This is a genomic window from Streptomyces sp. NPDC048172 (genome assembly GCF_043202595.1).
In the GTDB taxonomy this organism is placed as follows: domain Bacteria; phylum Actinomycetota; class Actinomycetes; order Streptomycetales; family Streptomycetaceae; genus Streptomyces.
This window is the reverse complement of record NZ_JBIDAT010000010.1, coordinates 13,692-26,285: the sequence shown is the minus strand read 5'-3', so window position 1 is coordinate 26,285 and position 12,594 is coordinate 13,692. Positions and strand designations below refer to the sequence as shown.

Here is a 12,594-nt window from a genome sequence, read left to right as displayed (position 1 = left end):
GTACCCGGCGGGCTACCAGCCTCCGCCGGGGGCCCCGTCGGCGGTGTTGCCGCCGTCCCACGCCCCGCCGTTCGGATCGCCGTTGGCGGCGGCTCCGCCGGGATCGCCTCCCGTGTCGCCGCCGACGACCCCTCCGTCGTCGCCGCCGATCACGTCACCGCCGTCGACTCCGCCGATCTCCGGAGGGATCGTCGGGGTCTCCGGGGGCTTGGTGCTCGGCGGTTCGGGCTTGGTCGGGGTCTCCGGCGGCTCCTCGGAGGAGGGCGGCGGGGTGGTCGGGTCGTCGGTCTCCGGCGGTTTGGTCGTGGGCGCCTGCGTGGTGGGCGGCTGGGTGCTCGGCAGGTCGGCGGACTGGCCGTCGGTGTTGAGCTTGAAGTCGCGCACCGGCGTGCCGTCGAGCGCCGACTTGGTGTAGGCGCCCCAGATCTCCGCGGGGAAGCCGCCGCCGTTGACACGGGCCAGGCCCGCGGCGCCGTAGAGGGGCTTCTGGACGCCGCTCTTGGAGTCCTGGCCCATCACGGCGATCACCGTGGACAGCTCGGGGGTGTAGCCCGCGAACCAGGCGGCCTTGTCCTCCTCCGCCGTGCCCGTCTTGCCCGCGGCCGGGCGGCCCGCCGACTGGGCGGCGGTGCCGGTGCCGCCCTTGACGACGTTGCGCAGTATGGCCGTCGTGGAGTCGGCGGCGACGCGCGGCACGGCCTGCTTGGTGTCCTGCTCGGGCAGGTCGGTGACCTCGCCGCCCCGGGTCATCTTCTCCACGAGGCGGTAGTGGCCGTGCTTGCCGTGGTTGGCGAGCGTCGCGTACGCCTCGGCCATGTCGAGCGTCGAGGCGGTGGTGACGCCGAGGGCGATCGAGCCGTCCTCCGGCATGTTCGGGGTCTTCGGGGGGACGCCGAGGTCGATCGCGGTGTTCTTGACCTTCCGGGGGCCGACGTCGACGCCCATCTGCGCGAAGACCGAGTTCACGGACTTGTCCATGGCCGTCGAGACGGGGATCTGGCCGTACGACCTGTGGTCCTCGTTCTCCGGCGCGTAGTCGGTGGCGCGGCCGTCGCTCATGACCTTGCGCTTGTTGGTGCCGTCGTAGACGGTGCGCGCGTTGATGGGGACGCCGTCCTGGGTCTTGGACTTGTTCTGGACGGCGGAGGTGAAGATGAACGGCTTGAAGGTGGAGCCGACCTGGTAGTCGCGGCGGGTGGCGTTGTTGACGTACTGCTTCGTGTAGCCGATGCCGCCGTACATCGCGACGACCTTGCCCGACTTGGGATCGACCGAGGAGCCGCCCGCGCGGACGAACTTGTCGACCTTGCGGCCCTTCTTGTCGAGGCGCTTCATCAGCTGCTTGTCGACGGCGTCGCGCATCGCCTTCTGCTTCTTGGGCTGCAGGGTGGTGGTGATGCGGAAGCCCCCGGCCGCCAGCCGCTGCTCGTCGATGATCTTGTTGCTGATCAGGTAGTTCTTGACGGCCTCGACGAGATAGCCGCGCTGCCCCGACATGCTGTTCGGCGGCTTGGCCCGGTCCGGCTCGGGGAACTTCAGCTTCTCCCGCTTGGACTCCTCCAGCCAGCCTTCCTTGACCATGCCGTCGAGCACGTAGTTCCAGCGCGCGACGGCCCGCTTCCGGTTCTCGGGGTGGGCGCGGGTGTCGTACGCGTTCGGCGAGTTGACCAGCGCCGCGAGATACGCGCCTTCGGCGGTGCTGAGGTCGCCGACGTCCTTGCCGTAGTAGGCGTGCGCGGCGGACTGGATGCCGTAGGCGTTCCGGCCGAAGTAGCTGGTGTTCAGATAGCCCTGGAGGACATCGTCCTTGCTCACTTCGCGATCGAGTTTGAGCGAGATGAAGAACTCTTTGGCCTTACGGGTGACCGTCTGTTCCTGGTTCAGGTAGTAGTTCTTCACGTACTGCTGAGTGATCGTCGAACCGCCCTGCCGGTCCCCGCCGGTCAGCGTCTTCCAGCCCGCGCGGAGCATGGCCTTCGGGTCGATCGCCGACTCGTGGTAGAAGTCCCGGTCCTCGGCGGCGAGCACCGCGTGCTGGGCGCGCTTGGGGACCTGGGCGAGGCTGATGTTCTCCCGGTTGACCTTGCCGTCGCGGGCGATCTGACTGCCGTCCGAGTACAGGTAGACATTGGTCTGCGCGGCCGCCGCCTTGTTCGGCTCCGGGATGCTGACCAGCAGATACCCGGCGACCATCGCGCCGGAGACGAGCAGGAGGATCAGCAGCACCCCGCCGAGCACCATCCGCCACGTGGGAATGACGCGGCGCCACCCGGTGCGACGGCGCTTCTTGCCGCTCTCCTCGGACGGACCTTCGGGCCGCGGTTCCCAGCCCTCGGCCTCGCTCTTCGGTTCGTCGCTCATGTCTCCAGGGACTCCTCGTCCGATGTCGGGCGATTCCCGTGTACGCCCCGTAGAACACTGTCGCACCATCCGCATCGATTGACAGGGCCGGGGCACACCAGTCCGGTCCCCCTGATGGGCCGTTTGGCCCCGCCCCGTCACCCGTCGTGCGAGAAAATAGTTGGCTGGCCTGGTCTGGTCCGGACTAGGCTCCGTCGCTTCGTTCTCGTACGGAAGTGCTACTAGGAAGACGGTGGAGGGGCTCGAAAGGATGCGTCTTTTCCGTCTCTATTTCGCCGTAGCGATGAGCAGTTTCCGTCGGTATGCGACATACCGTGTCGCTACGGCCGCGGGTGTGTTCACCAACACGGTCTTCGGCTTCATCCTCGCGTACACGTTCATCGCCCTCTGGGACACCCGTCCCCACCTCGGGGGATACGACCAGTCGGAGGCGTTGACCTTCGTCTGGGTCGGACAGGCGCTGCTCGCCACGGCGGCGATCATGGGCGGCGGCTTCCAGGACGAGCTGCAGGAGCGGATCCGCACCGGTGACATCGCCATCGACCTGTACCGGCCCGTCGACCTCCAGCTGTGGTGGCTCGCGGCCGATCTGGGGCGGGCCGCCTTCCATCTGCTCGGGCGGGGGATCGTGCCGCTGCTCGTCGGGGCGCTCGCCTTCGACCTCGCGCTGCCCGCCGCGCCGCTGGTGTGGCCGCTGTTCCTGCTCTCGACCGCGCTCGGCGTCGTCGTCAGCTTCGCGCTGCGCTACCTCTTCGCGCTCAGCACCTTCTGGCTGCTGGACTCCACGGGCGTCAACGGGCTGAGCATGCTGCTGAGCGTCTTCTTCTCGGGAATGCTGCTGCCGCTCAACATCTTCCCCGGGACCTTCGGCGACGTGGTGGGCGTGCTGCCCTGGGCGGCCACGCTCCAGGTGCCCGCGGATGTGCTGCTCCAGCAGCACGAGGGGGCCGGGGCTGCGGGCGCGCTGGCGTTCCAGGCGGGGTGGGCGGTGGTGCTGCTGGGCGCCGGGCGGCTGCTCCAGGCCGTCGCGACGCGGAGGGTGGTGGTCCAGGGTGGCTGAGGCCGGATCCGCCGAGGGGCCGTTCGCGCGGGCGCTGTGGGGGCTGCGCGCGTACGGCTTCATCGTGCGGATGTGGATGCGCTCGACGATGGCCTACCGCGCGTCGTTCGTGATCGTCACGCTGGTCAGCGGCGTGATGACGTTCGCGGACTTCGCCGCGATCATGATCATGTTCTCGCACGTGGACGCGCTCGGCGGCTTCTCGCTGCCCGAGGTGGCGTTCCTCTACGGGACGTCCACCGTCGCCTTCGGCCTCTCCGACCTGTTCCTGGGCAACCTCGAACGGGTGGGCAAGCGGGTGCGCGACGGGACCATGGACGTGCTGCTGATGCGGCCGGTGCCGGTGCTCAGCCATATCGCGGCGGACCGGTTCGCGCTGCGGCGGCTCTCGCGGATCACGCAGGGAGCGCTGGTGCTGGGGTGGGCGCTGTGGCGGCTGGAGACCGACTGGGCGCCGTGGAAGATCGCGATGATCGCGATGATGATCGTCTGCGGCTTCGTGATCTTCGGCTGCGTCTTCGTGTTCGGCGCCGCGTTCCAGTTCTTCGCCCAGGACGCGGCCGAGGTGCAGAACTCCTTCACGTACGGCGGCACGACGCTGCTCCAGTACCCGCCGACGATCTTCGCCAAGGACCTGGTGCGCGGGGTGACGTTCGTGGTGCCGCTGGCCTTCATCAACTGGCTCCCGGCGCTGCGCGTGCTCGGCCGTGACGATCCGCTCGGCCTGCCGGGCTGGCTGGACTTCGCCTCGCCCGCCGTCGCGCTGGTCTTCAGCGTCCTGGCGGGCCTGGCGTGGCGTACGGGGCTGCGCGCCTATCGGAGTACGGGCAGTTGAGCCACGGGGAGCTGAGGAGGTCTTGACGCGGATGGATGACGGATTCATCGAGGTGGAGGGCCTGGAGAAGGTCTTCCAGGTGCGGCGCAAGAGCGGCACGTTCCGCCGTACGAAGCAGGAGGTCCGGGCCGTCGACGGGATCTCCTTCTCCGTGCCGCGCGGCGAGATGGTCGGCTACATCGGGCCGAACGGCGCGGGCAAGTCGACCACGATCAAGATGCTGACCGGCATCCTCACGCCCAGCGGCGGCCGGCTGCGCGTCGCGGGCATCGATCCCTCGCGGGAGCGCACCCGGCTGGTGCGGCGCATCGGCGTCGTCTTCGGGCAGCGCACCACGCTCTGGTGGGACCTGCCGCTGCGCGACTCGTTCGACCTGGTCCGCCGCATGTACCGGGTGCCGGAGCCGCGTTACCGGGAGAACCTGGAGCGCTGCGTCGAGCTGCTGGAGCTGGACGAGCTGCTCGACGCGCCCGTACGGCAGCTCTCGCTGGGGCAGCGGATGCGCGGCGACATCACCGCGGCGCTGCTGCACGACCCGGACGTGCTGTACCTGGACGAGCCGACGATCGGGCTCGACGTCATCAGCAAGGCGCGCGTACGGGAGTTCCTGAGCGGCCTGAACGCCGAGAAGGGCACCACCGTCCTGCTCACCACGCACGACCTGACCGACATCGAGCAGCTCTGCAAGCGCGTGATGGTCATCGACCACGGCAGGCTGATGTACGACGGGGCGCTCGCGGGGCTCCACGAGGTGGGCGAGAGCGAGCGCACGCTGGTGGTGGACCTCGAACGCGAACTCCCCCCGATCGAGGGAGTGAGCGGGGCGCGGACCGTACGGACGGAGGGTCCGCGCCAGTGGCTCGCGTTCCCCGCCTCCGCGAGCGCCGCGCCGATCGTCTCCCAGGTCGCGGACGGCTATCCGCTGGTGGATCTGTCGGTCAGGGAGCCGGACATCGAGGACGTCATCGCGCGGATGTACGCGGAGGGGGCGACGGGGTGAGCGCCGGGGTCGGGCGGGTCGGGCCCGGGCTCAGAGCTTCGCGGGGGACGAGCCCTTGAGGAGCTTGAGGCTCACGGCGTCGGCCATCGCGCGGTAGCCGTTGTCGCTCGGGTGCAGGTGGTCGCCCGAGTCGTAGGCGGCGCGCAGCCGTTCGGGACGGGCCGGGTCGCGCAGCGCGGCGTCGAAGTCCACGACCGCGTCGAAGATCTTGCCGCCCCGGATCTGCTCGTTGACCCGCTGGCGCACGCCGTCCATGCGCGGGGTGTAGCCGCGGTGGCCGCCGAACGGCGTGAGCGTGGAGCCGACGACCCGCAGGCCGCGCGTGTGCGCCTGCTTCACCAGCTCGCGCAGGCCGTTCACGATCTTCTGCGGGTCGCGCTGCCGGGGGATCTTGATGACGTCGTTGAGGCCCATCTCGATGAAGACGGTCTTCACCCCCGTACGGGAGAGGACGTCGCGGTTCATCCTGGTCAGCGCGCTGGGGCCGTTGTTGGGCGAGAACTTGCTGCCGTCCACCAGGATCCGGTTCCCGCTGACGCCGCTGTTGAGCACGCTGTAGCGCGGCGCTCCACGCTCGGTACGCAGGCGTTCGGCGAGGAAGTCCGTCCAGCGGCGGTTGGCGCCCGGGCTGGAGGTGATGCCGTCGGTGATCGAGTCGCCCAGGACGGCCACCGCGCCCTCGGTCTCGGCGCTCCAGACGTCCACGGCGGTCAGATAGCGCCAGTACTGGCTCTGCTGGTTGAACGCGGCGCCCGAGAGCTCCTCGGCCTTGTCGCCCTCCGCGACGTAGCCGGTCTGGCGGGCGTAGGGGTGGTAGGTCACCGGGCCCGAGGGGGTCGGCGAGTAGGTGGTGACCAGCAGGTCGGCGGCGTGCGGCACGTTGAGCCGGACCGCGTCGCTGGTGACCTCGCCGCCCGCCGGGATGGTCACGGAGGACTTGTTGCCGAAGCTGAGGCGGCGCATCGTTCCGGCGGCGGCCGTGGGGTTGCTGGGCGCCGCGGCGAGCGCGATGGTGGCGTGCGAGATCGTCAGGGGGCGGTTGCCGAAGAGGTTCGAGAGCTGGATACGGGCGCCGGTGCCGCCGACCGAGGTGTGCACGACGTTCCGTATCGACATGTCGGCGAAGCCGTCCTTGGTGTTCGGCTCGGCCGCCGCGGCCGCCGCCGACCAGCTGCCGATCCAGTTGCCCGAGGAGGCGGGCGCCGCCGAGTTGCGCGCCTGGGGCGAGCCCTCGTCCAGACCGTCGTCGCCACTGCCGATACCGATGAATATCGCGGTCGAGACGAGGACCACGATCGCCGCTAGTCCGGCGAGCAGGGCATAACCCATGTTTCTGGTCATGCGCGATGTTTCTCCTCGGGCTGGCGGAGCCCGAGGCTCCGAGTGGTCGGCGGTGTCATGATCCCACGATTGGCGTATGGCCTCCGCCGGGGGCCGGGACGCGGGGAGGGGCGGCGTCCACGGCGACGCCATCACCCGAACACACAGACGCCGGAAACCGGCTGACCGTTCCCTTCGTAGAAGAGCAAGGGAGAATATGCGTGGGATGCCCCGGGTGAGGATGGCGTGGAGCGGATGGATCGGACAAATGAGGGCGAGCTGGCTGGTCGTGATGATGCCCATGTGAGGGCTCTCACACGCGGGCCGTCCGGGCCCGGCGCGACCAGCGCGACCGGCGAGACCGATGCCGAGGAGAGCGAGGGCAAGGAGGGGGAGACCGAGGCAGGGTCTTCCGGACCGGCTCCGTCCGGGGGCGGGAGCGGGAGCGGGGGCGGCCAGGGCGGGCGGGGAGGTCCCGGCGGTCCTCGCGGGCGCGGCGGCATCGGCGGGTTCACCGCTGCCGACGAGGAGCGGCGGCGCGGGGTGCGCCGTATGAAGACCATCGCGACCGGGGCGCTGCTCCTGATGGCGACGGTCTTCGCGCTCGCCAAATGGGCGCAGCACGCGGGCGCGGGCGGCTGGGCCGGATACGTCGCGGCGGCGGCCGAGGCCGGGATGGTGGGCGCGCTCGCCGACTGGTTCGCGGTCACGGCCCTCTTCCGGCACCCGATGGGCCTGCCCATCCCGCACACGGCGATCATCCCGACGAAGAAGGACCAGCTCGGGCAGAGCCTCGGCGAATTCGTGGGGGAGAACTTCCTCTCCGAGGACGTCGTACGGGCGCGGCTGCGCGCCGTCGGCATCGGCAGCAGGCTCGGCGACTGGCTCGCCGAGCCCGCGCACGCCGACCGGGTCACGGCGGAGCTGGCGACCGCACTGCGCGGGGCGCTCACCGTGCTGCGGGACTCGGACGTCCAGGCGGTGGTGAGCGAGGCCATCACGCGGCGTGCGCACGCGCAGGAGATCGCGCCGGGGCTCGGCACGATGCTGGAGAAGATCGTCGGCGACGGCGGGCACCGGCGGGTCGTGGACCTCGTGTGCGAGCGTGCGGCGCACTGGCTGGAGGTCCACGGGGACTCGGTGATGAACGCGGTCGAGGGGGGCGCGCCCGGCTGGACGCCGCGCTTCGTGGACCGCAGGATCGGCGAGCGCGTCTACCGCGAACTGCTGCGCTTCGTCACCGAGATGCGGGACATGCCGGACCACCCGGCGCGCGGCGCTGTGGACCGCTTCCTGTCCGACTTCGCGCGCGACCTGCAGTCCGACCCGGAGACCCGGGCCCGCGTCGAGCGGCTCAAGAACGAGGTGCTGGACCGCGCCGAGGTGCAGGACCTCATCGCCTCCGCGTGGAGCGCGGTGCGCTCGATGCTGGTGGCGGCGGCCGAGGACGAGCGCAGCGAACTGCGGGTGCGCGCTCGGACGGCGCTGCTGTCGCTGGGCATGCGGATGGCGAACGACGGACGGCTCCAGGGCAAGGTCGACGGCTGGGTCGAGGGCGCCGCGGTCTATCTCGTGACGACGTACCGCGACGAGATCACCTCGCTGATCTCGGAGACCGTGGCGGGCTGGGACGCCGAGCACACCTCGAAGAAGATCGAGGCCCACATCGGGCGGGACCTCCAGTTCATCCGGATCAACGGCACGGTGGTGGGCTCGCTGGCGGGCCTCGCGATCTACACGGTGGCGAAGCTCTTCGGGGTCTGAGCGCCGGGGCTCTCCGGGGCTCTCCGGGGGCGGGAACGCGTTGTCAGTGGTGGGCGTTAGCTTGGTGTCGTGGTGAAAAGGCCACGCGTGTGCGGGAGTCGCACGCGAGAGCGGGGAGGAGAGGGGGGACGGATGATCCACCGCAAGCTGAGCGCCCTGCGGATGTGCGCCGTCGCGCTCGTGCTCCTTCTCGCCGGGTTCCTCGTCACGCAGAGCGGGCTGGGCACGGCGCTGGCCGCCGCCGCGGCCACGGGCGCCATTGCCCTGCTCTGCCTCGCGCTGGCGGGGGCCGACGCGGCGCCCGCGCTGGCCCCCGGACGGATACGCACGGCGATGCGCGACCGTGAGCGGCGCACCGCCTTCCTCCCGCAGCGGGATCCGGACGCCTCGGGGCGTCCGCGGCCCCGAGCGCCCGGCCGTCGAATACCGACGGCCACGTAGGAGCTCGCGCCCTTCCGCGCTTTCACGTCCTTCACGCACTCAGCGTTCCGCTGAGCCCTCGTGGCTCGTCACGCCGATCTGTCTCCAGCCGGCACGACGAGACCCGTGGAGGGCTCATCCATGTCCGTTTTCGCCTCGCTCGTCGCGTCCCTCTCGGACGCGCTCGCCCCTCTCTTCGGCGGTGCCGCCACCGCCGCCGCCATCGTGGCCTGCACGCTGGCCGTCCGGCTCGCGCTCCATCCGCTGGCCCGCGCGGCGGTGCGGGGAGAGCGGGCGAGGGCCCGGCTGGCGCCGCGAGTCGCGGAGTTGCAGCGCCGGCACAAGAACGATCCGGACCGGCTGCGGCGCGAGATGAGCGCCGTCCATGCGAAGGAGGGGGTGTCACCCGCGGCGGGATGCCTGCCGCTGCTGCTCCAACTGCCCGTGTTCTTCGTGATGTACCACCTGTTCACGACGGACGACGGCCTGCTGGGGCACACGCTGCTCGGGGCGCCGCTCGGCGGCCGGTGGGCGGACGCGCTCGGCGACGGCGGGGTGTTCGGGGCGCACGGGCTGGTGTACCTGGGGCTGTTCGCGCTGACGGGGGCGGTGGCGACGTGGACGTATCTGCGGGGGAGGAGGCTGGCGGCGCGGTCCGCGTCCGCGCCGAAGGGACCGGCCCGACACCTGTCGCTGATGGCCTTCGGGACGCTGGTCACGGTGGCCGTGGTGCCGCTGGCCGCCGCGCTGTACGTGGTGACGTCGACGTCATGGACGGCGGTCGAGCGGGCCGCGCTCGGGGCGGGGAAGCCGGTGCCGGAGACCGAGGGGGCGTCCAGCAGATGAACCAGGTCTTGCCGACGTGAACGAAGCCTTGGAGGATCTGACAAACCGCTGTGAGGGGAGAGGCACGTGAAACTGCTGCGCATAGGTTCGGTAGGGGCGGAGCGGCCCGCGCTGCTCGACGCGTCCGGAACGCTCCGGGACCTGTCGGGACTTGTGCCGGACATCGACGGTGACCTGCTCGCCGACGCCGCCGCGATGGACCGGCTGCGGGTGGCGGCCCAGGGCGGCGCCCTTCCCGAACTGCCGGGCGGCGGCGAGGGCGAGGCGGAGAGCCTGCGGGTCGGCCCGCCGCTCGGCCGCATCGGCAAGATCGTGTGCATCGGGCTGAACTACCACGACCACGCCCGGGAGACGGGCGCGGCCGTGCCCGCCGAGCCGATCGTGTTCATGAAGGCGCCCGACACCGTCGTCGGTCCGCACGACACCGTGCTGATCCCGCGCGGCAGCGAGAAGACCGACTGGGAGGTCGAGCTCGCGGTCGTCATCGGGCGTACGGCGCGGTATCTGGAGTCGCACGAGGAGGCGCTGGCGTCCGTCGCGGGATACGCGGTGGCGAACGATGTCTCCGAGCGCGCCTTCCAGATAGAGCGCGGCGGCCAGTGGGACAAGGGGAAGAACTGCGAGACGTTCAACCCCCTGGGGCCCTGGCTCGTGACGGCCGACGAGGTGCCGGACCCGCAGGCGCTGAGCCTGCGCCTGTGGGTCAACGGCGAGCTGCGCCAGGACGGCACCAGCGCCGAGCAGATCTTCCCGGTGGCGGAGGTGGTCCGCTACCTCAGCCACTTCATGACGCTGTACCCGGGCGACGTGATCAGCACCGGCACCCCGGCGGGCGTGGCCATGGGGATGGCCGAGCCCAAGCCGTATCTGCGGGACGGCGATGTGGTGGAGGTGGAGATCGAAGGGCTCGGGCGTCAGCGGCAGCTGCTGAAGTCGGCCTGACGGCTGACGGCTGACGGTTCACGGCCTGGGCGAGGGCTCCGTCAGGCGAGGGAGACGACGCGGGACTCCGTCGCCGAGAGGCGGGCGGCCTCCAGCACCCGGAGGGTCGCCGCCGCCTCGCGGGCCGTGACCGGCGGCGGCGTGCCTTGGTGCAGGGCGACGGCGACGGCGTCGTAGTACGCCGGGTAGGCGCCGTCGCGCGTGGGCACGGGCCGGGTCGCCTCGACGGTGCCGAGGGTGCCCCAGGCGAACTCCGGCTCGACGCCCCACGGCAGCCCCGGCGCCGGGCGGGCGCCCTCGCGCAGGGAGGCCTCCTGCGGGTCGAGGCCGTATTTGACGTAGGCCGCCTCGCTGCCCAGCACCCGGAAGCGGGGCCCGAGCTGCGCGGCGATGGCGCTCATCCACAGATGGGAGCGGACGCCGCTGGTGTGGGTGACGGCGATGAAGCTGTCGTCGTCGGCCTCGGCGCCGGGGCGGCGGACGTCGACCTCGGCGTAGACGGAGGCGGCCGGGCCGAAGAGGGTGAGGGCCTGGTCGGCCAGGTGGCTGCCCAGGTCGTAGAGGAGGCCGCCGATCTCCGCCGGGTCGCCCGACTCGCGCCAGCCGCCCTTGGGCTTCGGCCGCCAGCGCTCGAAGCGGGACTCGAAGCGCCGCACCTCGCCGAGCGCGCCCTCGTCCAGGAGGGAGCGCAGGGTGAGGAAGTCGTTGTCCCAGCGGCGGTTCTGGAACGCGGAGAGGAGCAGTCCGCGTTCTTCGGCGAGGTCGGCCAGCGCGTCGGCCTCGGCGGCCGTCGCCGCGAGCGGCTTGTCGACGACGACCGGGAGCCCGGCCTCCAGGGCCCGCCGGGCGAGGGCGACATGGGTCTTGTTCGGCGTCGCGACCACCACGAGGTCCAGCTCGTCCGCGCGTGCGAACAGCTCGTCGGCGGAGGCGACCGTACGGACGTCCCCGGCGTCGGGGCCTGCGGCGGCGCGGGCGCGGGCCTGCCGTTCGGGGTCGGAGGTGACGACGGTGTCGAGCGCGAGGCCGGGCGTCGTCGCGATCAGCGGGGCGTGGAAGACGGAGCCCGCCAGGCCGTAGCCGAGGAGGCCGACGCGGAGCGGGGTGACGGAGGCGTCCATGCGTGTCATGCCCCCAGCCTCGCAAAGGGGCTGGTGAAGCGGGAGCGACAGGGGCGCCGCGTGCGCCGTACGGGCGTGCGCCGTACGGGTCGTCCGTGCGGCGCGGGACGGGGGCGGGGGCCGACAGCGGGGAGGTTGCGGACACGTCCCCGTTCGCCGCATGCGCTGAGAGGTCCGTCCCCATGCGATTCCGTTTGCTCCGCCGGGCACTCGTGCTCGGCTCCGCCGTTCTGGTTCTCCCGGCCCTCCTCGGCAGTGCGCCCGCGCCCGCGTCGGCCCCGGCGCCGCGCTGCAGCGCCCCCGAGAAGGCCCGGTTCCCGCTCACGACGCGGGTGAGCGGCGGCCCCGCGACGTACGCGCCGGGCGGGGGCTGGCGCGGGTTCCGGATCGAGCTGCGAAACGAGGCGGGGGAGCGGTGCGCCGCCGTCCACCCCGTGCTCGTGCTGCTCGACCGGCGCAAGGCGCTGCGGCCCGCGCAGATCCAGGCCCGGTTCCGGGACTCCGGCGGTACGTGGCGCCCCGTGCGGTTCCGGCACACCGCGCCCGGCGAGAACGTGGGCGTCTTCACGGCCCCCGGATTCCACGGCTACGCGCTCCCGCCGGGCGGCACCGCCTCCGTGCGGGTCCAGCTACGGTTCGCCGACGGCACGGAGGGCGGCAACGCGGTGCGGGCGAGCGTCAGTTCGGTGCAGCGGCGTGGCTCGGACGGGGAGTGGGTCGGGGAGTCCGCGCCCTACCGGTTCCAGATCGCCGGTTCCGGGCGTTAGGGCTCTGTGTCGTGGCTACTGGGCCGGGACAGCCCCTGCCTGCCGGTCGCAGGCTGCGGGTTGTGGAGGGTCGCTCGCGCAGTTCCCCGCGCCCCTGAGGCCGCAGGGGCGCGGGGGCCAGCGCGCCCAGCCCCCCCTATTGGCGCCCCCAGCCACCC

At 71.7% G+C, this 12,594-nt stretch carries 11 protein-coding genes; 8 read left to right on the top strand and 3 right to left on the bottom strand.

Annotation, left to right across the window (positions count from 1 at the left end):
* Positions 1–12 precede the first annotated feature (12 nt).
* Positions 13–2,361 (bottom strand): transglycosylase domain-containing protein, encoded by a 2,349-nt coding sequence (locus ACGF3A_RS36000; protein WP_393734701.1) that lies wholly within the window; start codon positions 2,359–2,361, stop codon positions 13–15.
* A gap of 250 nt (positions 2,362–2,611) precedes the next feature.
* On the opposite strand from ACGF3A_RS36000, the gene ACGF3A_RS35995 reads away from it, so the two are divergent.
* From ACGF3A_RS35995 to ACGF3A_RS35985, 3 genes are all read left to right on the top strand, one after another.
* Positions 2,612–3,421 (top strand): ABC transporter permease, encoded by an 810-nt coding sequence (locus ACGF3A_RS35995; RefSeq protein ID WP_393734700.1) that lies wholly within the window; start codon positions 2,612–2,614, stop codon positions 3,419–3,421.
* Between the two features lie 70 nt (positions 3,422–3,491).
* On the top strand, positions 3,492–4,256 hold the full coding sequence (locus tag ACGF3A_RS35990) for an ABC transporter permease (protein WP_393734946.1): 765 nt from the start codon (positions 3,492–3,494) through the stop codon (positions 4,254–4,256).
* Positions 4,257–4,287: 31 nt separating this feature from the next.
* Positions 4,288–5,256, top strand: a complete 969-nt coding sequence (locus ACGF3A_RS35985) for an ATP-binding cassette domain-containing protein (protein WP_393734699.1) — start codon at positions 4,288–4,290, stop codon at positions 5,254–5,256.
* A 30-nt stretch (positions 5,257–5,286) separates the two neighbouring features.
* Here the strand turns inward: ACGF3A_RS35985 and ACGF3A_RS35980 are convergent, their stop codons facing one another.
* Positions 5,287–6,597, bottom strand: coding sequence for an SGNH/GDSL hydrolase family protein (locus ACGF3A_RS35980; protein WP_393734698.1), 1,311 nt, complete (start codon positions 6,595–6,597; stop codon positions 5,287–5,289).
* Positions 6,598–6,831: 234 nt separating this feature from the next.
* Between ACGF3A_RS35980 and ACGF3A_RS35975 the strand changes: the two genes are divergently transcribed.
* From ACGF3A_RS35975 to ACGF3A_RS35960, 4 genes are all read left to right on the top strand, one after another.
* Positions 6,832–8,340, top strand: coding sequence for a DUF445 domain-containing protein (locus ACGF3A_RS35975; protein WP_393734697.1), 1,509 nt, complete (start codon positions 6,832–6,834; stop codon positions 8,338–8,340).
* A gap of 132 nt (positions 8,341–8,472) precedes the next feature.
* Entirely contained in the window at positions 8,473–8,781 is a 309-nt protein-coding gene (locus ACGF3A_RS35970; RefSeq protein ID WP_393734696.1) for a DUF6412 domain-containing protein, read from the top strand.
* Positions 8,782–8,901: 120 nt separating this feature from the next.
* A complete protein-coding gene (locus ACGF3A_RS35965; protein ID WP_393734695.1) occupies positions 8,902–9,606 on the top strand; it encodes a YidC/Oxa1 family membrane protein insertase in 705 nt (234 codons plus the stop codon).
* 66 nt (positions 9,607–9,672) lie between these two features.
* On the top strand, positions 9,673–10,548 hold the full coding sequence (locus ACGF3A_RS35960) for a fumarylacetoacetate hydrolase family protein (RefSeq protein ID WP_393734694.1): 876 nt from the start codon (positions 9,673–9,675) through the stop codon (positions 10,546–10,548).
* Positions 10,549–10,589: 41 nt separating this feature from the next.
* Here the strand turns inward: ACGF3A_RS35960 and ACGF3A_RS35955 are convergent, their stop codons facing one another.
* Positions 10,590–11,678 (bottom strand): Gfo/Idh/MocA family oxidoreductase, encoded by a 1,089-nt coding sequence (locus ACGF3A_RS35955; protein WP_393734693.1) that lies wholly within the window; start codon positions 11,676–11,678, stop codon positions 10,590–10,592.
* A gap of 173 nt (positions 11,679–11,851) precedes the next feature.
* Between ACGF3A_RS35955 and ACGF3A_RS35950 the strand changes: the two genes are divergently transcribed.
* Positions 11,852–12,436 (top strand): hypothetical protein, encoded by a 585-nt coding sequence (locus ACGF3A_RS35950; RefSeq protein WP_393734692.1) that lies wholly within the window; start codon positions 11,852–11,854, stop codon positions 12,434–12,436.
* Positions 12,437–12,594: the final 158 nt, after the last annotated feature.

What these genes read in the sequence shown, in the direction of transcription:
- ACGF3A_RS35990 (WP_393734946.1), top strand. Translation starts at nt 3,492, where the DNA reads ATGTGGATGCGCTCGACGATGGCCTACCGCGCGTCGTTCGTGATCGTC.
- ACGF3A_RS35950 (WP_393734692.1), top strand. Translation starts at nt 11,852, where the DNA reads ATGCGATTCCGTTTGCTCCGCCGGGCACTCGTGCTCGGCTCCGCCGTT.
- ACGF3A_RS35965 (WP_393734695.1), top strand. Translation starts at nt 8,902, where the DNA reads ATGTCCGTTTTCGCCTCGCTCGTCGCGTCCCTCTCGGACGCGCTCGCC.
- ACGF3A_RS35975 (WP_393734697.1), top strand. Translation starts at nt 6,832, where the DNA reads ATGGATCGGACAAATGAGGGCGAGCTGGCTGGTCGTGATGATGCCCAT.
- ACGF3A_RS35955 (WP_393734693.1), bottom strand. Translation starts at nt 11,678, where the DNA reads ATGACACGCATGGACGCCTCCGTCACCCCGCTCCGCGTCGGCCTCCTC.
- ACGF3A_RS35980 (WP_393734698.1), bottom strand. Translation starts at nt 6,597, where the DNA reads ATGACCAGAAACATGGGTTATGCCCTGCTCGCCGGACTAGCGGCGATC.
- ACGF3A_RS35970 (WP_393734696.1), top strand. Translation starts at nt 8,473, where the DNA reads ATGATCCACCGCAAGCTGAGCGCCCTGCGGATGTGCGCCGTCGCGCTC.
- ACGF3A_RS35985 (WP_393734699.1), top strand. Translation starts at nt 4,288, where the DNA reads ATGGATGACGGATTCATCGAGGTGGAGGGCCTGGAGAAGGTCTTCCAG.
- ACGF3A_RS35995 (WP_393734700.1), top strand. Translation starts at nt 2,612, where the DNA reads ATGCGTCTTTTCCGTCTCTATTTCGCCGTAGCGATGAGCAGTTTCCGT.
- ACGF3A_RS36000 (WP_393734701.1), bottom strand. Translation starts at nt 2,361, where the DNA reads ATGAGCGACGAACCGAAGAGCGAGGCCGAGGGCTGGGAACCGCGGCCC.